General features: G+C 73.1%; 8 protein-coding genes. 3 read left to right on the top strand and 5 right to left on the bottom strand.

What is annotated here, in order from left to right; genetic code table 11:
* The 3 genes from ACBJ59_RS61445 to ACBJ59_RS61455 all read right to left on the bottom strand — a co-directional run.
* On the bottom strand, window positions 1-8029 hold an 8029-nt coding region (locus ACBJ59_RS61445; protein ID WP_375119163.1), incomplete at its 3' end, for an amino acid adenylation domain-containing protein.
* The gene (locus ACBJ59_RS61450) at window positions 8026-8232 is read right to left on the bottom strand and encodes an MbtH family protein (protein WP_375119164.1); all 207 of its coding nucleotides are present in this window, start codon (window positions 8230-8232) and stop codon (window positions 8026-8028) included. The genes ACBJ59_RS61450 and ACBJ59_RS61445, both read right to left, overlap by 4 nt.
* A complete protein-coding gene (locus ACBJ59_RS61455; protein WP_375119165.1) occupies window positions 8222-10018 on the bottom strand; it encodes an amino acid adenylation domain-containing protein in 1797 nt (598 codons plus the stop codon). Before ACBJ59_RS61455 ends, ACBJ59_RS61450 begins: the two co-directional genes overlap by 11 nt.
* Window positions 10019-10124: 106 nt before the next feature.
* Here ACBJ59_RS61455 and ACBJ59_RS61460 point away from each other — a divergent pair, with 106 nt between their 5' ends.
* Window positions 10125-16355 (top strand): amino acid adenylation domain-containing protein, encoded by a 6231-nt coding sequence (locus ACBJ59_RS61460; RefSeq protein WP_375119166.1) that lies wholly within the window; start codon window positions 10125-10127, stop codon window positions 16353-16355.
* Here ACBJ59_RS61460 and ACBJ59_RS61465 read toward each other — a convergent pair.
* A complete protein-coding gene (locus ACBJ59_RS61465; protein WP_375119167.1) occupies window positions 16257-17225 on the bottom strand; it encodes an ArsR/SmtB family transcription factor in 969 nt (322 codons plus the stop codon). The two genes, ACBJ59_RS61460 and ACBJ59_RS61465, sit on opposite strands and share 99 nt — an antisense overlap.
* A 57-nt stretch (window positions 17226-17282) precedes the next feature.
* On the opposite strand from ACBJ59_RS61465, the gene ACBJ59_RS61470 reads away from it, so the two are divergent.
* Together ACBJ59_RS61470 and ACBJ59_RS61475 are read left to right on the top strand one after the other, a co-directional pair.
* Window positions 17283-18482, top strand: coding sequence for an MFS transporter (locus ACBJ59_RS61470; protein ID WP_375119168.1), 1200 nt, complete (start codon window positions 17283-17285; stop codon window positions 18480-18482).
* Between the two features lie 51 nt (window positions 18483-18533).
* Entirely contained in the window at window positions 18534-19793 is a 1260-nt protein-coding gene (locus ACBJ59_RS61475) for a Zn-dependent hydrolase (protein ID WP_375119169.1), read from the top strand.
* Between the two features lie 2 nt (window positions 19794-19795).
* Here ACBJ59_RS61475 and ACBJ59_RS61480 read toward each other — a convergent pair whose 3' ends face one another.
* Window positions 19796-20704, bottom strand: coding sequence for a hypothetical protein (locus ACBJ59_RS61480; RefSeq protein ID WP_375119170.1), 909 nt, complete (start codon window positions 20702-20704; stop codon window positions 19796-19798).
* Window positions 20705-20871: the final 167 nt, after the last annotated feature.

Here is a 20871-nt window from a genome sequence, read left to right on the forward strand (position 1 = left end):
AGGTGTACATCGCGTACACCAGGTTGTCCGAACAGGGCCGCACCACCGGGGCGCTCGACACCGGTTCGTCTCCGACGCAGATCACGTGGCCGTCGAAGCGGTCACGCCACCGCTTCAGCGTGACCACGACCTGCGCCTTCGTGTCGGCCAGCATGAAGGCGTGCCGGTCGGCCGGGTGCTCCGGGTCCAGCGGCACGTACGCCCCGCCCGCCTTCATCACCCCAAGGAGCGCCACCAGCATCTCGACGCAGTGGTCGACGCACACGCCCACGAAGCGCTCCGGGCCGACCCCCGCCGTCGCCAGCGCCGCCGCCAGCCGGTCCGCACGCTCGTTCAGCTCGGCGAAGGAGACCCGGATGCCGTCGGCGTCGACCACCGCGGTGGCCTCGGGCGTGCGCAGCGCCCACTCCTCGAACAGCTCGTGCACGCACCGATCCCCCGGGTACGGCGCGGCCGTGGCGTTCCACTCCTGGATGATCGTCCGCCGTTCCGCCGGAGTCGGCAGCTCAAGGTCGGCGAGCCGGGCGGCGGGGTCGGCCGCGATGGCGCGCAGGAGATGCTCGTAGTGGCCGAGCAGGCGGGCGACCGTCTCCTCGTCGTAGTGGTCGCGCCGGTAGGTCATGGTCACCGTGAGCCGGTCGCGGGCGGAGATGTCGACCAGCAGCGGGTAGCCGGTCTCCACGCCGCTGCCCGCCGGGCTGACGGTGAGCCCGGCGGTGGTCACCTCGTCCACGAAGGAGTTCTCGAACAGGAAGATGGCCTCGAACAGCGGCTGGTCGGCGGGGACACCGCTGAGCCGGTGGACGTCCACCAGGGACGAGTGCTCGTGCGCCCGCGACTCGACCTGCTGGGCGTGGACGGCGGCCAGCCACTCGCCCACCGTGAGCGAACCGTCCAGCCGCACCCGGACCGGCAGGGTGTTCATCACCATGCCCACCATCCGGTCGATCCCCGCCACCGGCGCCGACCTGCCGGCCGTGGTCACCCCGAAGACCGCCTCCTCCTCCCCCGCGAACCGGCCCTGCAGCATCGCCCACGCGGCCAGCAGCACGGCATTCGTGGTCACCCGTTGCGACCGCGCCAGCTCACTCACCGGCGCCACGTCCAGCGTCCGTGACAGCTCGCCGACGCCCCGCTCACCCGAAGGCCGCGAGGCGGGCAGCGCGGTCGCCGCGGTCACCCCGGCCAGCTCGTCCCGCCAGAACGCCGCATCGGCCCCGGCCTCGACACCGGCCAGCCACCGCGCATGCCCCGCGAACGACACCGGCGCGGGCAACAACGGCTCCACACCCGCCCGCAACGCCTCATACACCGCGAACACCTCGCCGAACACGGCCGACTTGCTCCAGCCGTCCAGCACGATGTGATGACACCACCACGACAGCCGATGCCGGCCCGGACCCTCCTCGTTTAGCGCGATCCGGTACGGCACTCCCGAGGCCAGATCGATGGGCCCTTCCCCACCCAGCGGCACCTCCACCCGGCGCAGCACGACCTGCACCGGGTGCGGCAGCCCCTCCCACAGGAAACGACTGCGCAGCGCCGCGTGCCGGTCCACCACCCGCTGCCAGGCCGCCATCAGCAGCCCCCGGTCCAGCTCGCCCTCGATCACGTACTCGTCCCTGATCACGTACTGGTCGGGCTCGATCACGTGGTGGAGCAGCATGCCCTTCTGCAGCGGCGTGAGCGGCAGCACGTCCTCGGCGTCCGGCCAAGTCCTGCGCACCGCGGCCAGCAGGTCGTGGTCCACCTCGGCCGCCGGTACGGGGACGGCCTCCTGCTCATCCTGGGCCAGCGCGGCGACGGTCTGCGCGCGCAGCACCTGGCGCGGGGTGAACGTCAGCCCCGCCTGCCGGGCCCGGCTGCTGATCTGGATGGCGTGCAGGGAGTCGCCGCCGAGTTCGTAGAAGTTGTCCAGGACGCCGATCCGCCCGGCTTCGAGGACGTCCTCCCAGATGGCGCAGAGCATCCGTTCGAGATCGTCGCGGGGCGCGAGGTACTCCTCGCGCCGCGAGGCGTGATCGGGATCGGGCAGGGCGGCACGGTCGATCTTCAGGTTGGGGGTGAGCGGGAAGGCGTCCAGGTAGACGTATCCGGCGGGAATCATGTAGTCGGGCAGCGTCTCGGCGAGGGAGGCGCGCAGCGCCCCTTCCGCCGGCCGCTCCCCGGCGGCGACCAGGTAGCCGATCAGCTGCCTGTGCCCGCCGCCCGTCTCGCGCACCGCGACCACCGCCTGGGCCACCTGTGGATGCCCGGCCAGCCGGGCCTCGATCTCGCCCAGCTCGATGCGGTGGCCGCGGATCTTCACCTGGTGGTCGGCGCGACCCACGAACTCCAGCTCGCCGTCGGGCAGGTAGCGTGCCAGGTCACCGGTCCGGTAGAGCCGCGCGCCCGGGTGGGCGCCGAAGGGGTCGGGCAGGAACCGGTCGGCCGTCAGGTCCGGGCGGCCCAGATAGCCGCGCGCCACCCCGGCGCCACCGATGTACAGCTCGCCCACGGCTCCCGCGGGCACCGGGTTGAGGTGACGGTCCAGCACGTACAGCTGGGTGTTGGCGAGGGGACGGCCGATCGAGACGCGCCCGGCGTCGGCGTCGACCCGCCAGGCCGACGACCAGATCGTGGTCTCGGTCGGGCCGTAGACGTTCCACACGATGCCCGTACGGCGTGCCAGCTCGGCGGCGAGCGGCACCGGCATGGCCTCGCCGCCGCAGAGCGCGCGCAGTCTCCTGTCGCCGTCCCACCCGGCCTCGATCAGAGTTTGCCAGGTGGTGGGCGTCGCCTGCATGACGGTGGCGCCGGTGCCGGTGATCGCCCGCGCGAGGCGGGTTCCGTCGAAGGCGGCATCGCGGTCCAGCAGCGCCACCGTCCCGCCCTTGATCAGCGGGAGGAAGAGTTCGAGTCCCGCGATGTCGAAGGAGATCGTGGTCACCGCCAGCAGCGTCTCCCCCTGGTCGTAGTCCAGGCGCTCGGCCATCGAGATCAGCAGGTTGACGAGGCCGCCGTGCCGTACCTGGACGCCCTTGGGGCGCCCGGTCGAACCCGAGGTGTAGATCACGTAGGCCAGGTCGTCCGGCCCGATTTCAGGCAACGGGGCCTCGTCCGCTTGCCGTACGTCGTCGATGCGGAGGTGCGGGCGGTCGCCGGCGGGCAGCTGTCCCGCGCAGGTCGCGGTGGTGAGGATCAGCGCGGGGTCGGCGTCCTCGATCACGTGGGCGAGCCGTTCGGCGGGGTGGTGCGGGTCGAGCGGGACATAGGCCGCCCCGGCCTTGAGGATGCCAAGCAGCCCGGCCACCAGCTCGGCGCCCGGCTCGGCGCAGATCGCGACCAGCGACTCCGCGCGGCAGCCCAGCGCGACCAGCCGCCGCGCGAGCCGGTCGGCGCGCTCGTCCAGCTCCCGGTAGGTCACCTGGCCGCCGTCGGTGTCCAGGATCGCCACCGCTTCGGGGGTACGGCGCGCCTGCTCGGCGAACAGCTCGTGCACGCACCGATCCGCCGGGTACGGCGCGACGGTGTCGTTCCACTCCTGGATGATCGTGCGCCGTTCCGCCGGAGTCGGCAGTTCCAGGTCGGCGAGCCGGGCGGCGGTGTCGGCCGCGATGGCGTGCAGGAGGTGCTCGTAGTGGCCGAGCAGGCGGGCGACCGTCTCCTCGTCGTAGTGGTCGCGACGGAAGGACAGGGTGGCGGTGAGCCGGTCGGGCGCGGCCGCGACGTCCAGGGTGAGGGGATAGCCGGTCTCGCCCTCGTCGACGGCGCGGGTGATGGTGAGCCCGGCGGCGGAGACCTCGTCGGTGAGCGCGTTGTCGAAGAGGAAGATGGCCTCGAACAGCGGCTGGTCGGCGGGGACACCGCTGTGCCGGTGGACGTCCACCAGTGAGGAGTGCTCGTGCGCCCGCAGCTCGACCTGCTGGGCGTGGACGGCGGCCAGCCATTCGCCCACCGTGAGCGAACCGTCCAGCCGGACCCGCACGGGCAGGGTGTTCATCACCATGCCCACCATCCGGTCGATCCCCGCCACGGGGGCGGAGCGCCCGGCCACGGTCACGCCGAAGACCGCCTCGTCCTCCCCTGCGAACCGGCCCTGGAGCAGCGCCCACGCGGCGAGCAGCACGGCGTTCACGGTCACCCGCCGCGACCGCGCCAGCTCGATCAGCGGGGCCGCGTCCAGGACGCGCGACAGCTCGCCCGTCCCCTCCTGGCCGGAGGGCCGCGAGGCGGGCAGCGCGGTCGCCGCGGTCACCCCGGCCAGCTCGTCCCGCCAGAACGCCGCATCGGCCCCCGCCTCGACACCGGCCAGCCACCGCGCATGCCCCGCGAACGACACCGGCGCGGGCAACAACGGCTCCACACCCGCCCGCAACGCCTCATACACCGCGAACACCTCGCCGAACACGGCCGACTTGCTCCAGCCGTCCAGCACGATGTGATGACACCACCACGACAGCCGATGCCGATCCGGACCCTCCTGGCGCAGCGCGATCCGGTAAGGGACGCCGGAGCTCAGGTCGAAGGGCTCGTCGCCGGTCAGCGACACGTCCACCCGGCGCAGCACGGCCTGCACCGGACGGGTCAGCCCCTCCCACAGGAAGCGACTGCGCAGCGCCGCGTGCCGGTCCACCACCCGCTGCCAGGCGGCCGCGAACAGCTTCTCCTCCAGCGGCCCCTCGATGACGTACTCGTCGAGTCCGGTGTATTCGCCTGCCTGGCTGAGCGTGTGGAAGAGCATGCCGGACTGGAGCGGCGACAGGCGGAAGGCGTCCGCCACGTTCTCGTCGGCGCGAAGGTTCCGGATCTCCTCGGGTGTCAGGCCTGAATGCGCGAACGGTTCGCCGGCTTCCTCCGCCGCTTCCAGCTGTTCGAGCGTGGGGGCGAGTTCGGCGATGGTCTGGTGGTGGAGCAGGTGACGAGGGGTGAGGTGCAGCCCGTGCGCGCGGGCCGAGGCGGTCAGCGCGATCGTCAGGATGGAGTCGCCGCCGAGCTCGAAGAAGTTGTCGCCGGTGCCGATCCCGGTCACACCCAGCACCTGCTCCCAGAGGTCGACGAGCAGCGCCTCGGTGGCGGTGACCGGCGCCGTCGCGGTGCCGTCCGTGGCGGGCGCGGGCAGCAGCCTGCGGTCGACCTTGCCCGCGCTGGTCAGCGGCATCTCCTCCAACGTGATAATCGTGCCGGGGATCATGTAGTCGGGCAGCGTCTCGCGCAGGAACGCGCGCAGCCCGTCGGGGCTCGGCGGGTCCGCCACCGGGACGATGTAGGCGATCAGCTGCTTGTGGCCGGAACCGGTCTGGTGGACCGCCGCGACCGCCTGGGAGATGCGCGGGTGCAGCAACAGGCGTGCCTCGATCTCGCCCAGCTCGATGCGGTAGCCGCGCACCTTCACCTGGTGGTCGATCCGGCCGAGGAACTCCAGGTTCCCGTCAGGGCGGAACCGGGCCAGATCGCCGGTGCGGTAGAAGCGGGATCCCGGCTCGGCACTGAACGGGTCGGGCAGGAACTTCTCGGCCGTCAGTCCTGGCCGTCCCAGATAGCCTCGGGCCACCCCGGCTCCGCCGATGTACAGCTCGCCGATCGCGCCGGGCGGGACCGGGTTGAGATGGCGGTCCAGCACGTACATGGTCGTGTTCGCGATCGGCTTGCCGATGGACACCGGCCTGGCGGGGGCGAAGTCGTCCCCGATCACGTACACCGAGCAGCCCACCACGGTCTCCGTGGGGCCGTACTCGTCGATGATCCGGGCCTCGGGCGCGATCCGCTGCCAGGCGGCGACGGTTTCCGGGCGGACCTCGTCGGCGCCCACCACGAACGTGCGCACCGACCGCACCGAGCCTGGCTCGAGCAGCCCGCGCAGGGCGTCCAGATGCCCCGGCGTGATCTTCAGCAGGCTGAAGTCGCCCGGCCGGGTCAGCAGGTCGGCCAGCTCGGGCAGAGCGGCGTTGTCCGCCAGCAGGGTCACGCTCTTGCCGCCGATCAGCGGCAGGAAGAAGTTCGGCACCGACAGGTCGAAGGCGATCGAACCCACCATCGGCGCCCCGTCAACACCGTCCAGGCCGTAGCCGTCGATGGCCCACCACAGGTAGTTCATCAGCTGCCGGTGGCTGATCATCACGCCCTTGGGCCGACCGGTCGACCCCGAGGTGTACATCGCGTACACCAGGTTGTCCGAACAGGGCCGCACCACCGGGGCGCTCGACACCGGTTCGTCTCCGACGCAGATCACGTGGCCGTCGAAGCGGTCACGCCACCGCTTCAGCGTGACCACCACCTCCGCGCCCGTGTCGGCCAGCATGAAAGCGTGCCGGTCGGCCGGATGCTCCGGGTCCAACGGCACGTACGCCCCGCCCGCCTTCATCACCCCAAGGAGCGCCACCAGCATTTCCACACAGTGATCGACACACACGCCCACGAAGCGCTCCGGGCCGACCCCCGCCGTCGCCAGCGCCGCCGCCAGCCGGTCCGCACGCTCGTCCAACTCGCGATAGGTCACCGGCACACCGTCGGCGTCCGTGACCGCCACGGCCTCGGGCGTCCGTGCCGCCCACTCCTCGAACAGCTCGTGCACGCACCGATCCCCCGGGTACGGCGCGGCCGTCGCGTTCCACTCCCCCAGCACCAGCGCACGCTCCGCGGGCGCCAGCACCTCCAGGTCTCCCGCTCGCACGCCGGGGTCGGACACGACCTGCTCGAGCACGCGCTCGAACCGGCCGAGCAGGCGCTCCGCCATACCGTCGTCGAACAGGTCGCGCGCGAAGTACAGCTCGAGCCTGATGCCGCCGGGGCGGTCCACGGCCAGCAGCGTGAGATCCATCTTCTCGCCGTCGGCGTAGACCTCGGCCTCCTCCACCGCCAGGCCGGGCAGCGCCCAGTCCTCCTCGACCTCCAGGCACTGGAACATCACCTGGAAGACCGGGTTGCGCGACGGCTCGCGTTCCACCTTCAGGTCGGCGACGATCTGCTCGAAGGTCACCTCCTGGTGGTCGAGCGCGCCGAGCACGGCCCGGTGGGTACGCCGCAGCACCTCGGCGAAGGCCGGATTCCCCGACAGGTCGGCGGGCAGCGGCAGCGTGTTCGCGAACAGCCCGATCAGCGGCTCGAGCTCGGCCCGTCCCCGCCCCGCCACCGGCGAGCCCACCGCGAACCGCTCCTGCCCGGTCAGCCGGTGGAGCGTGGTGGAGAAGGCGGCAAGCAGCGTGGTGAACAGCGTGGTCCCCTGCGTGACCGCCAGGCGCCGTACGCCGGCTTCGAGCCGCCGGTTCAGTGTGCGCCGCACGATCCCGCCCCGGTAGGACGGCGTGGGCGGCCGTGGCCGGTCCGTGGGCAGTTCCAGGATCGCGGGGATCTCGGCCAGCGCTTCCCGCCAGTAGCCGAGCTCGCCTGCCAGCAGCGGCCCGGTCAGCCGCTCGGACTGCCAGCGGGCGTAGTCGCCGTACTGGACGGGCAGGGGCGGCAGGCTCGGCTCGGCGCCGCGCAGGCGGGAGCCGTACAGGTCGCCGAGTTCGGTGGCGAGCAGGCCGAAGGACCACTCGTCGCTGAGCGCGTGGTAGGCGTTGACGACGAGCAGGCTGACGTCGGGGCCGAGCCGCAGGAGCAGGACCCGCAGCAGCGGCCCGGCGGCCAGGTCGAAGGAGGCTGTGACCTCGTCCTCCGCCAGCCGCAGCGCCTGCTCCATGCGCAGGTCGGTGGGGAGGTCGACCAGGTCGACCAGGTCGAAGGCGGCCGGCGAGGGCGGGTGGATCTCCTGCACCGGCCCGTCGGGGCCCGGGCGGAAGGTGGTGCGCAGGGTCTCGTGGCGGCGGACCAGGTCGTCGAAGGCGCCGCGCAGCGCGGCCACGTCCAGGGGGCCGCGCAGCCACAGCGCGCGATGGGTGCCGAACAGGGCGTTGTCGTCGAGGAACTGATCGACGATCCACAGGCCCCGCTGCACAGGCGACAGCGGTACTGGCTCAGTCTCCGGGCGGGCCGGGATGGTCACGGCGGCGGCGGAGGCGCCGCGCAGGCGTTCCTCCAGGAGTGCGCGCTGGGCCGCGGAGATCGTCATCGGGTGTCCTCCTGGTCCGCCATCCGCCTGCGCAGGCTGAGCGGGCGCATGTCCACCCAGACCTCGTTGATGTGGTCGAGGCAGGCCTGCTTGTCGCCGCTGGTTCCCTCCTCCGCCCAACCGGCGGGCAGGTCCTTGCCCTCGGGCCAGATGGAGTACTGCTCCTCGTGGTTGACGACGACCTGGAAGCGGTCAGCGGGCATGGTGTCCTCCGATGTTGTCGGTGATCTCGGCGACGAGGAGCTCCTCGAGCGCGGCCGCGGTGCCCGCGACGGTGGGCCTTTCGAACATGACGCTGAGCGGGAAGTCCGTGCCGAACGCGCTCCTGATGCGGTTGACGACCTTGGTGGCCAGCAGCGAGTGGCCGCCGATGACGAAGAAGTCGTCCTCGACGCCGATGCTCGGGCGGCCGAGCACGTCCTGCCAGATCTCCGCCACCGCCTGCTCCGCGACGGTCCTGGGCGCGACCTGGCCGGCGGAGGGCGCCTCCGGCTCCGGGGCGGGCAGGGAGCGCCGGTCGAGCTTGCCGTTGGGCAGCAGCGGCAGCTCGTCCAGGATCTTGATCGCGCTGGGCACCGCGTAGGCGGGCAGCAGCCCGCTCAGGTAGCCGTGCAGGGTCTCCGGCGTGGCGGTGGCCTCCGGCTCCAGCACCGCGTAGACGGCCAGCCGCTTGTCGCCCGGCGCGGCCTCCCAGGTGGTCGCGGCGGCGTTGACGACCTCGTCGTGGCCGCGCAGCACCGCCTCGACCTCGGCCAGCTCGAGCCGCACGCCCCTGATCTTGACCTGCCTGTCGATCCTGTCCAGGTACTCGAAGGAGCCGTCGGCGCGCGCCACGCCGCGGTCGCCCGTGCGGTAGAGCCGCGCTCCCGGGACGAACGGGTGCGGCAGGAAGGCCTCCGCGGTCCGCCTGGGGTCGCCCAGGTAGCCCCTGGCCAGGGAGTGCCCGCCGATGTAGAGCTCGCCGGGCTCGCCGGGCGGGAGCCGTTCGAGATCGTCGCCGAGCACGTGCACCTCGTTGCCGTCTATGGGCCTGCCCAGGCTGACCACGCCGCCCTCGACCTCGCCGTCGATGCGGCCGCACGGGTGCTGGGTGGAGTCGATGGACGCCTCGGTCGCGCCCCAGGTGTTCTCCAGCGCGACGCGGTCGCCGAACCGTTCGTGGAAGGCGCGCACCAGGTCGGGGCGCAGCGCCTCGCCGCTGGACAGCACGGTGCGAAGGCGGGCCAGCCCGGCGACGTCCGCCGGGGTCAGCGCGTCGAGGAAGAGCTCGAGCACGCTGGGGACGAACTGCACGTGCACCGCCTCGTAGGCGATCGCGGCGTCGATGATGGCGCGCGGGTCACGATGGTCGCCCGGGGCCGGCAGCGCGATCCGCCCGCCCGCCATCAGCGGCCAGAAGATCTCCACGGCGGCGTCGTCGAACGTCAGCGTGGTCTTGTGCAGCACGGTCTCGCCGGGGCGCAGCGCGTGGGTGCGCTGCATCCACCGCATCCTGGTCACCCAGCCCCGGTGGGTGCAGGCCACGCCCTTGGGGTTCCCCGTGCTGCCCGAGGTGTAGTAGACGGCGCACAGGTTGCCGGGATCGACCCGTACGGCGGGCAGGCAGCCGCCCGCCGTACCCTCGAGGCTCACCCGAGGCGGCCCTCCGCCGAGGTCCCGTGCGGCGAACACGGCCTTGGCCCCCGAGTCGAGCAGGATCCGCTCGCGTCGCGCGGCAGGCGTGGCCGTCTCGATCGGCACGTAGGCGCCGCCCGCCTTCAGGGTCGCCAGCAGGGCGACCACTGTCTCCACGGACCTGTCCATGACGACCGCCACCACGTCGTCGGCGTGCACGCCCAGCTCGCGCAGCCGGGCCGCGGCCCGTTCCGCCCGCCGGTCGAGCTCGGCGTAGGTGAGGGTGCCGTCACCGCCGATGACCGCCACGGCGTCGGGTGTGCGGGCCGTTTGCTCCTCGACCAGGCGGTGGAGCAGCTGCGTTGGTCTGTTCACGTGGGGAGCGTCTGCACGGGTGCCATCCGGCAGCTGTCCGGGCGCTATCGGAGGGCGGAAAGCCGGGTGATAGGCAGGTGATAGCGGCCGCGGACGTTCTTGAGCCATGGCCGCAGACACCTTGCCCCAGCTGTTCGCCGAGCAGGCGTCCGCCACTCCGCACGCGAACGCCGTGGTGTCGGGTCAGGACACGATGACCTACCGGCAGCTGATGGACCGCGTCCGTCTCGTGGCGGGACATCTGCGAGCGCGCGGCGCCGGGCAGGGAACGCTGGTCGGAGTGTGCGTGGAGCGCGGCGCCGACCTGGTCGCCGCGCTGCTGGGGGTGCTCGCCTCGGGAGCGGCCTACGTCCCGCTCGACCCCCGCCATCCCCGCGAACGGCTGGCCGCCATCGAAGCCGACGCCGGGGTGCTGCTGACGCTGACGGACGCCGACCTGTCGAGCCTGGAGGGACCCGGCTGGTATGCGGCGCCCGACCCGGACGAGCTCGCCTACGTGATCTACACCTCGGGCTCCACCGGCCGCCCGAAGGGCGTCATGATCTCGCACGGGGCGCTGGCGAACGTCCTGCTCTCCTTCCGGTCCAGCCCGGGCCTCCGGCCGGCGCAGGGGCTGGTGTCGGTGACGACGGTCTCCTTCGACATCGCCACGATCGAGCTGTTCCTCCCGCTGATCGTGGGCGCCCGCACCATCGTGGCCACACATGACGAGGCCGCCGATCCAGTACGGCTGGCCGAGACCATCCGTGGCGTCTCCCACCCGGTGTTGCAGGCGACGCCCGCCACCTGGCACATACTGCGCGACACCGGATTCCGGCCCCCCGAGGGGTTCCTGGCGCTGTGCGGCGGGGAGAGCCTGCCGCCGGATCTCGCGCGGTGGCTGGCGGAGGGCTCCGCCGCCGCGTGGGACGTGTACGGCCCCACCGAGACGACGGTGTGGTCCAGCACGGCCCTGCTGAACCGCGACGGCGGCGTCGCCGAGTGGCAGCCCGTGCGCGAGACGCGGATCCACGTGCTGGACGAGCTGCTGCGTCCGGTGCCGCGCGGGACGGCGGGCGAGCTGTACATCGGCGGGAGCGGGCTGGCCCGCGGCTACCTGGGCCGCCCGGACCTCACCGCCGCGTGCTTCCTGCCCGATCCGCACGCTCCTGTGCCGGGCGCCCGCCTCTACCGGACGGGGGACCTGGCCAGGGAACGCGCGGACGGCAGTGTGGAGATCCTGGGCCGCCTGGACAACCAGGTGAAGATCCGGGGACACCGGGTCGAGCTGGGCGAGGTCGAGACCGCGCTGGCGGCGCATCCGGGAGTCGGCCGGGCCGTGGTGCACCCGCGTCCCGGGCCGAGCGGGACGCCGATGCTGGTGGCCTACGTGACCGCCGCTTGCGGGCAGGCTCCGCCGCGGGAGGAACTGCGGGCACACCTGGCGACCAGGTTGCCCGCGTACATGCTGCCCGGGGCCTACGTGGTGATGGACGCCTTCCCGCTCAACTCCAACGGCAAGGTGGACAGGAACGCCCTCCCCCAGCCCGGCGTGGACGGCTCGCGCGAGATCGCGCCGCCGCGCGACCACCTGGAGCGGGTCCTGGTCGCCGCCTGGGCCGAGGTGCTCGGTGTCGCCCGGGTCGGCATCCACGACCGCTTCCTCGACCTGGGCGGCGACTCGCTGGCGGCGGCCCGGCTGCTGTCACGGCTGCGCGCCGCGTTGGAGGCCGACCTTCCCCTGGCGGTGCTGCTGCGCGAGGAGACGCCCGCCGGTCAGGCGGCCCAGCTGCGGGACCTGCTGCCGCGAGCGCCGCGGGAACAGCCCATCACGCCGGCGCCCCGCGGCCGCGACCTGCCGCTGTCGCCGGGTCAGGAAGGGCTGTGGTTCGTCGAGCAGGTGCAGGCGGGCGGCTACGCCAACACCATCCTGGCCGAATACCGGGTACGCGGGCCGCTGGACGTCGACGCGCTGCGGGTGGCCGTGGAACACGTCGCGGCCAGGCACGAGCCGCTGCGCACCGTGTTCCCGTCGGTGGACGGGCAGCCCGTGCAGCGCGTGCGCGATCGGGCGCAGGTGGAGTTCACCATGCGCGCGTCGCTCGACCAGGCGGCCGCGGCCCCCTTCGACCTGACCCGCGGGCCGCTGATGCGGGTGGTCGCTGCCGAGCTCGGGCAGGAGGAGCACCTGGTCTCGTTCCAGTGGCATCACCTGGTCTTCGACGGCTGGTCGCGGGGCGTCTTCTTCGGCGAGCTTGCGCGGGCCTACCAGGCCGTGTCCGCCGGAGCCTGCCCGGAGCTCCCCTCGCCGCCCGTGCGTTACGCCGACGTCTCGACCTGGGAACGGCGGCGGCTGGCCGACGGCAGGATCGAGCACGCCCTGGCCTACTGGCGCGACCAGCTGTCCGGCGCCCCGTCCGCGCTCGCGCTCCCGTTCGACAGGCCCCGCCCGGCGACGCCCACGTTCGCGGGCGCGCACGTGGAGCATGCCGTAGCCGACGACGACGTGGCGGGCCTGCGGCGGCTCTGCGCACAGCAGCGGGTCACGCTCTACACCGCGCTCCTGGCCGCCCTGGCGATCCTGCTCGGGCGCCACTGCCGCACCGACGACGTGGTAGTCGGCTCCCCATCAGCCAACCGCCCCGAGCCCGAGATGGAGGAGCTGATCGGCTTCTTCGTCAGCACGCTCGTGCTCCGCCTCGACCTGTCGGACGAGCCGTCACTTGCCGGACTGCTGAGCCATGTGCGCGACACCGCCATCGACGCGCACGCCCATCGCGACGTGCCCTTCGAGCGCCTGGTCGAAGACCTCCGTCCGGTACGGCAAGCCGGCCGCAACCCGCTCTTCCAGGTCATGTTCGCCTACGAGGGCGCCGAGACCGGCGAGCTGGAGCTGGACGGCCTGTCCGTCGAGGCCATCCCGGTGGAGAGCGGCCGGGCCCGCTTCGACCTGGTCTTCACCGTCAGGGAGAGCCGCCGGGGAGGGTTGTCGGTGGAGCTGGAGTACTCCACCGACCTGTTCGACGGCTCCACCGCCGAACGCCTGGTCGCCCACTACCTGCGCCTGCTGCACAGCCTGACCGTGGCCGCACCGGACACCGGGATCGACGCCCTGGAGATGGCCACGCCCGCCGACCGGGCCTGGCTGGCCAGGCTGGACGCGGCGGAACTGCCCGACCACGGCCAGGCGACGGTCCACGGGCTGGTGGCCGAGCAGGCCCGCCGTACACCTGCCGCGTACGCGGTGTCGGACGAGCAGGGCACGCTCACCTACGCCGAGCTGGACGAGCGGGCAGGGCGGCTGGCCCGGCGGCTGCTGGCGAACGGCGCGGGGCCGGAGGTCGTGGTGGGCGTCCACGTGCGGCCGGGCGTGGGGGCGGTGGTGGCACTGCTCGGCGTGCTCAAGGCGGGGGCCGCCTATCTGCCGCTCGACGTCTCCTTCCCGCCGGAACGGCTGGCCGCGCTGGTGCGCCGGGCCGGCGCGTCCCTCGTGGTCAGCGAGGACGACGGCGTCTTCCCCGGAGCCGTGCCCCTCGACTCCGACGTGGCGCCGCCGCCCGTCGCCGCGCCCGAGACGCGTCCCGGCGGTCTGGCCTACATCACCTTCACCTCGGGCTCGACCGGTGAGCCCAAGGGCGTGGCCATGGCGCACGGGGCGCTGGTCAACCTGATCCGCTGGCAGGGACGCAACCAGCGCACCGGGACCAGGACCGCCCAGCTCACCTCGCTCAACTTCGACGTCAGCTTCCAGGAGATCTTCGTCACGCTCGCCACGGGCGGACACGTCGTCGTCGCCCCGCAGGACCTGCGCGCCGACGCGGAGCTGCTGTCCGCCTGGCTGGCAGAACGCGAGGTGGAGCACCTGTTCACCACCCCCACGATGCTCGACCTGATCTGCCGCCGGTACACCGCCCTGGGCCGGGTCCCCGAGAGGCTGGGCGAGATCACGGCGGCGGGCGAGCAGTTGCGCATCACTCCCGCCGTCCGCTGGGTCCTGGAGAACTCGGCCCTGCAGCTGCGCAACCACTACGGCCCCTCCGAGACGCACCTCGCGACCACCGCGATCTGCCCCCGCGCGCTGGACGCCTGGGCGGCTCACCCGCCGATCGGCCGCCCCATCACCGGACAGCGCGCCTACGTCCTGGACCCGTCGGGCCGCAGGGTCCCGCCCGGCCTCACCGGCGAGCTGTACCTCGGCGGCCTCGGCGTGGCCCGCGGCTACGCCGGTGCGCCCGGGCTGACCGCCGAGCGATTCCTCCCCGACCCCTTCACGCCGCGCGCGGGCGAGCGCATGTACCGCACGGGCGACCTGGTACGGCTGCGCCCCAACGGTGTGCTCGACTACCTCGGCAGGGTCGACGACCAGTTCAAGCTGCGCGGCATCAGGGTCGAACCCGCCGAGATCGAAGCCGCCCTCACCGCCCACCCGGACGTCCCGGCCGCGGCGGTCGTGGCCCACGAGGTGGCACCGGGTGACAAACGCCTCGTCGCCTACGTCGTGACCCGCGGTGACGTGGACGCTGGAACGTTGCGCGAACACCTCTCGCGGCGGCTGCCCGCCTTCCTGGTCCCCTCGTACTTCGTCCCGATGGCGGCGCTGCCGTTCACCAGGAGCGGCAAGCTGGATCGCGCCGCGCTGCCCGAGCCCCGCGACCTGCCCGCCGACGTGCCCGCGGAGGTGGTGGCGCCGCGAACCCCGCTGGAGCGCGCCGTCGCCGCGGCATGGGCGGACGTGCTCGGCGCTCAGCCGCGCGGCGTGCACGAGGACTTCTTCACCGTGGGCGGCCACTCCTTGCTGGCCACGCAGCTGGTCTCCCGGCTGCGGGCAGCGCTGGCCGTGCCCCTCACCGTGCAGGACCTGTTCGCCGAGCCCACCATCGCCCGGCTCGCGGCGCTGCTCGCCGGGCGCGTGCCCGACCGCGCGCAAACCCCGCACGTGCGGCCCCGCGAGCGAGGCCAGGACGTGCCGCTGTCGTCGTCACAGGCCAGGCTCTGGTTCTTCGACCAGCTCAGGCCGGGGACGCCGGAATACCAGCTCCCCCAGGTCATGCGGGTGCGCGGCCCGCTCGACACCGACGCGCTGCGCCAGGCGCTCGAGCGGATCGTCGCCCGCCACGAGGTGCTGCGGACCCGCTACCCGCTCGTGGACGACGAACCCGTCCAGCACATCGACCCGCCCGCACCCGCCGACCTGCCCGTGGTGGACCTGAACACGCTGGACGACCCGGGCGAGCGGGCACTGCGCCTGCGCCAGGTGGTGGAGTCGGCGAGCTGGCGGCCGTTCGACCTGGCCGAGGGGCCGGTGTTCAGGGCCGCGCTGATCCGGCTCGCCGCCAGCGAACACGTCCTGGTGCTCGTCGTCCATCACATCGCCGCCGACGGCTGGTCGCTCAAGCTCATCAACGACGAGCTGGGCGAGCTGTACGCGGACCAGGAGGCCATGCTGCCGCCGCTGCCCGTGCAGTACGCGGACGTCGCGGTGTGGGAACGCGCGTGGCTGAGTGAGGAGGCACTGGCGCCCGGCCTGGCACACTGGCGGTCCACGCTGGCGGGCATCACGCCGATCGAGCTGCGCACCGACAGGCCGCGCCCGCCCCGCCAGGACCACAGCGGGGCCACGGAACGGCTCGACCTGCCCGCCGAACTGGCCGACGCCGTCCGGGAGCTGGCCAGGGCGTGCGGGGCCACGCCGTACATGGTGCTGCTGGCCGCGTACGCGGTGCTGCTGTCGGACTGGAGCGGGCAGCACGACCTGGTGATCGGCACGCCGACGGCCGGGAGGAGCCGCCCCGAGACCGAGGCGCTGGTCGGCTGCTTCGTCAACACGCTCGCGCTCAGATGCCTGGTGCTGACGGACGACAGCTTCGCCGACCTGGTGGAGCGGGTCAGGCAGCGGACGCTTTCCGCCCTCGCCCAGCAGGACGTCCCCTTCGACCGGGTGGTGACCGAGCTGGGCACCGAGCGCGACCCCTCGCGTCATCCGCTGTTCGACGTCATGTTCAGCCTGACCGAGGAGGCGTCGCTGCGGCTCGACGGGGCGGAGGTCACCCCGATGCCGGTGCGCGCCCGCTCGTCGAGCTTCGACCTCACCCTCCAGGTCGAACAGCGGCTCGACGGCTCGTTGTCGGCGGAGCTGGAGTACGCGACGGCGCTGTTCGACGGCTCCACCGCGCGAAGGCTGCTGCGGGAGTACGCGCGGCTGCTGCGGGAGGTGTGCGCGTACGGCGGAGCCGACCGCCCCGTGGCCTCGCTCACACCGTCACTGACCGGCGTCGGTCAGGGCGTCGCCCAGCGCGGTACGGCGGTAGAGGACCCATCGGCCCGCGCGGGCGCGCTCCACCAGCCCCGCATCCCTTAGCACCGCCAGGTGATCCCCCACGCCGCCCATGCTCAGCCCCAGCACGGCCGCCAGATGGCTGGGCGCGGCGGGGGCCGACAGCTCGCGCAGCAGCGCCGCCCTCGTCCGCCCGAGCAACCGGTCGAGAGCGTGTCCGTCGCCCTCCTCCCGGCCGACCTGGCCATCCGACCACAGCCGGCCGCTGCCCCTGGCCGGGTAGATGAGCGCGTACGCGGGCGGGTCGAGCGACAGCCACTGCGCCCCGTAAACGATCGGCGTCAGGCAGAGTCCGGCGCCCTCCAGCCGGATCGGCGCCCCGTCCATGTGGCTCAGCTCGATCCAGCCCTCGTCGTCCCAGCGCAGATCGGGCCCGATGTCCTGCAGCGCGTGTGACCAGCCGTAGGCGGCCAGCTGCCCGGCCCGGTGGATCACGTCGGCCTCGAGGATCGCGCGCGCGGTCCGCCAGTCCGGTTCCACCAGTTCCTCCCACACCAGGCGCAGCGCCCGCGCCATCCGGGCTCCCACCTCGGCCCCCGGCAACGCCTCCCCGGCTCCGTAGCGTTCGAGCTGCTCCCGCGCGAGACCATCGGGCGTGTCCCTTATCGCCGCCAGCTCGTCGCCGATCGCGGTGTCCATGCCCGACTGCGGCAGCGCGAGAAAGTCGGGCACGCCCCGGCAGGCGCGCACGGCCCGCGCCACCTCCCGAAGTCCCGAATGCGCCCGCAGCAGCTCCTGGTAGCGCCCACGCACCCGCCCTGCCCAGGGCGCCACCCCGTAGGCGGACGTCCCGCGTTCCAGCGCCAGGAGGGCTCCCACCGTGTTGGCCGCGGGCGACATCACGAACCTGCTGGCCGCAAGGTCACGTGGGCTCACGACGATCCTGACGGCCACGATTCGCCTCCTGACGAAAACCTACCCCGCGGTGCGGGCTTCGCCGACCCTGCCACTATGACCATCACCTATCGGGACGTGTTCAGGGTGACGGAGTTCCGCGCCGTCTTCACCAACCACGCGCTCGGGGTCGCGGCCAACACGATGCAGATGCTCGGCCTGTCGGCCCTCGTCTACGCGCGCACGGGATCACCCCTGTTATCCGCCATCGCCTACCTCGCGGGCTTCCTCCCCCACGCGATCGGCGGGCTCAGCCTGCTCTCGTTCGCCGACAGGCTGCCGCCGCGCGCGCTGCTCGTCGGCTGGAGTCTGGCCGGCGCCGCGGTCGCCTGCGCCATCGCGCCCGGACAGCTGCCCGTGTGGGCGGCGCTTGCGCTGGTCGTCGCCGTCGGCATCACCACTCCGGTCGCGGAGGCGGGCAAACTCGCCCTCCTGGCCGACGTGCTGCCGGACAACGCCTACGTGCTGGCCCGCTCCACCCTCAACGCCGCCGTCGGCGTCATGCAGATCGTCGGCTTCGCGGTCGGCGGCTCGCTGCTGGCCCTCATCTCGCCGTCGGGCACGCTGTGGTGCACGGCCCTGCTGTACGTCGCGGGCGCGCTGGTGCTGCGCCTGCGGCTGGCGGCCCGCCCGGCCCGTACGGCAGGCCGCGCCTCCGTGGCCACCACGTGGCAAGGCACCCGCGCGTTGCTAGCCGTGCCCGCCATCAGGGCGCTGCTGCTGGCGCAGTGGCTGCCCAGCGGGCTCATCGTCGGCGTGGAGGCGCTGTTCGTCTCCTACGCGGGCTCGTCGGCGGGCGCGCTCCTGGTGGCCGCGGCGGCGGGCATGCTGGCGGGCGACGTCGTCGTGGGCCGCGTGCTCACGCCGCGCGGGCGGGCGCTGGCCATGATGCCGCTGATGGTGCTGCTGGCCGTGCCGTACCTGGTGTTCGCGTTGACGCCCACGGTGGCGATGGCCTCCGCGCTGGCAGCCGTGGCCTCCTTCGGCTACGGTCACCATCTCGCGCTGCAGGAGCGGTACCTGGCGGCGGTGCCTGAGGAGGCGCGCGGCCAGGCGTTCGGCCTGGCCAACAGCGGCATGATGACCACACAGGGCCTGGCGGCCACCGGCCTGGGCGTGGTCGCCCAGCAGGCCGGCCCGAGCGGAGCGATCGCGCTGGGAGCCGCCGTGGCTCTGGTGGCGGGCCTCGTCCTGGCCCCGTTCCTCCGCCGGCGGAGCGCCGCCGGGCTTGATTGCCCGCCGATAGGTGGCGGATAGGCGGGTTTCGATGCTGGGGAGGAGAGCCTCCTCGAGCAAAGGTGTCCAGTTATGGCGATCACCCGCACGGTACTCGGTCCCGCTGTCGACGCGCACCGGCTGCTCACCCGCCTCCAACGGCTGGCGAAGATCGGCGCCGACGAGGCGGGCGGCGTCACCAGGCCCGGCTTCACCGCGGCGGACCTGGCAGGACGTGACTACGTCGCCGCGGAGGCGGCGGCGGCAGGCCTGTCGGCGAGCGTGGACGCGGCAGGCAACCTCGTCGTCAGCCGCTCCGCGGACCTCGCGAAGGGCGGGCCGGTGGTGCTCATGGGGTCCCATCTCGACACGGTGGTCCAGGGCGGGCCGCTGGACGGGGCCTACGGCGTGATCGCGGGACTCGAGGTGCTCCAGGCGCTCGCCGAGACCGGTGCGGAGATGCGGCACGAGCCCGTCCTGGTGGCCTTCGCCAACGAGGAGGGCGCCAGGTTCCCCTGCCCGTTCTGGGGGTCGCTGGCGCTGACCGGCCGGCTCGCGCGGACGCCGTACGACATCCGCGACCAGGCGGGCGTGTCGCTGGACGAGGCGTTGCGCGAGGTGGGCGGCGACCCCGACCGGCTGGAGTCGGCGGCCTGGCCGCCGGGCTCCGTGGCCGCCTACCTGGAGCTGCACATCGAGCAGGGGCCCGTGCTCGAGCGGCTCGGGCTGACGATCGGCGTGGTGGAGGCGATCGTCGGGCGCACCGTCGTCGAGATCGAGCTACGGGGGCGGGCCGGGCACGCGGGCACCACCCCGATGGACGCCCGTGCCGACGCGCTGACCTTCGCGGCGCGAGTGGTGCTCATGGTGGAGGAAGTGGCGGCCACGCGGCGGCTGTGCGCGGTGGCCACCGCCGGGCGGCTGCGCGTGGCGCCAGGCGTGACGAACGTGGTGCCCGGGCTGGTGCGGCTGACCGCGGAGTTCAGGGACGCGGCGCCGGAGCGGCTGCGCGCCGCGGAAGAGACGCTGATGACGCAGCTTGCCGAGCTCGCCCATGGAGCGCCGATCCAGGTGGAGACGACCGTCAGCGACCGGTTCGCGCCGGTGGCCACCGACGCGAGCCTGCGCGCGGCCATCGGCCGGGCGGCCGGCGAGCTGGGGCTGGCCACGCACGCGCTGCCCAGCGGCGCGGGACACGACGCGCAGATCGTGGCGACGCTCGCGCCGATGGGGATGATCTTCGTGCCGAGCCGCGACGGCGTGAGCCATGTGCCCGAGGAGAGCACCGCCGACGCCGACCTGGTGGCCGGGGCCCAGGTGCTGCTCCGCACCGTCCAGCGGGTGGGGCGCTGAGATCAGGTGCCGCCGGGCAGGGTGCGGTACACGGTGACCTCCGGGGAGATCCTGCGGCAGGCCGCCAGCACCCGGCCCAGGCGGTCCGCGTAGCCCGGTGCGTCGTCCGCCAGGATGACGCCGAGCGAGGTGCCGCTGTGGGCGGCGACCACGCCCAGGGCGCCCGCCCGGCTGCTGACCTCCAGTACCGCCTCCAGCGTGCGGCGCGGTGACAGGCGCTGGTTGAGCTGGGCGCTGCGGGTGGCCACCCGGCCGACCGCCGCCATGTCGCCGCGCCTCACGGCGGCCACCAGCGTGTCGAGCAGGTGCGTGTACTCCCGCTTGTCCCGCTCGTCGTAGGGCTTGGGCAGGCGGTTGAAGGCGATGGTGTCCACGGTGCCGCCCTCGTCCACGCCCACGACCGTCAGCGGCGGCAGGGGCCCCACCCGGGTGATGAGGCTGACGTCGCGGTGGTGGAAGGCGGTCACGTCGTCGTACATGACGCCGTCGGTCGGCTCCACCTCACGCAGCAGCCCTTCGATGGTCTCCGGCGCCAGTTCCTCGCCGAAGGCCGCCGCCACCGCGCGGGCCGTGGCGACCAGGTCCGCGGAGGAGCTGGCCAGGCCCTTGCCCTCCGGCAGTTCGCTGTGGATGGTGAGCCGCCCGCCGCCGCGCCTGCCATACAGGCGGAGCATGGTCCTGGCGAGCGCGCGGGACCTGTGCTTGTGCGCGGGCTCGACCCGCAGCGGCCAGCCGGGCCGCCAGTGGAAGGTGGCGGTCGACCAGCGGGCGATGGGCAGGGTGACGAGGAAGTCCCTGTCGGATGGATAGAGCACGCCTTGCAGGAGCTCGCCGAAGGTGCCGAACGCGGCGCCCGAGCCGATCGCCTGCCGTGTGCCATTGCCGGCCAGGCTCCTCGAGGTGCTGCTCACGAGTGTCCTCCCCGGGGCTTGATCGCGAGTCTTCACCTTCTTGGCGGGAGCTATCCGTGGGCCTTCCTACCGCTATCGGTCGTTGGACGCGGTGGGCTCGGCGCGGAAAGCGGGACGATGCCGTGACGACAGGGCGGGCGCGTTGCATGACGGGCAGAACACAGACG

Origin of the sequence: Nonomuraea sp. MTCD27 (genome assembly GCF_041950495.1) — a bacterium.
Taxonomy (GTDB): domain Bacteria; phylum Actinomycetota; class Actinomycetes; order Streptosporangiales; family Streptosporangiaceae; genus Nonomuraea.

What these genes read in the sequence shown, in the direction of transcription:
- ACBJ59_RS61470 (WP_375119168.1), top strand. Translation starts at nt 17,283, where the DNA reads ATGACCATCACCTATCGGGACGTGTTCAGGGTGACGGAGTTCCGCGCC.
- ACBJ59_RS61460 (WP_375119166.1), top strand. Translation starts at nt 10,125, where the DNA reads ATGGCCGCAGACACCTTGCCCCAGCTGTTCGCCGAGCAGGCGTCCGCC.
- ACBJ59_RS61450 (WP_375119164.1), bottom strand. Translation starts at nt 8,232, where the DNA reads ATGCCCGCTGACCGCTTCCAGGTCGTCGTCAACCACGAGGAGCAGTAC.
- ACBJ59_RS61475 (WP_375119169.1), top strand. Translation starts at nt 18,534, where the DNA reads ATGGCGATCACCCGCACGGTACTCGGTCCCGCTGTCGACGCGCACCGG.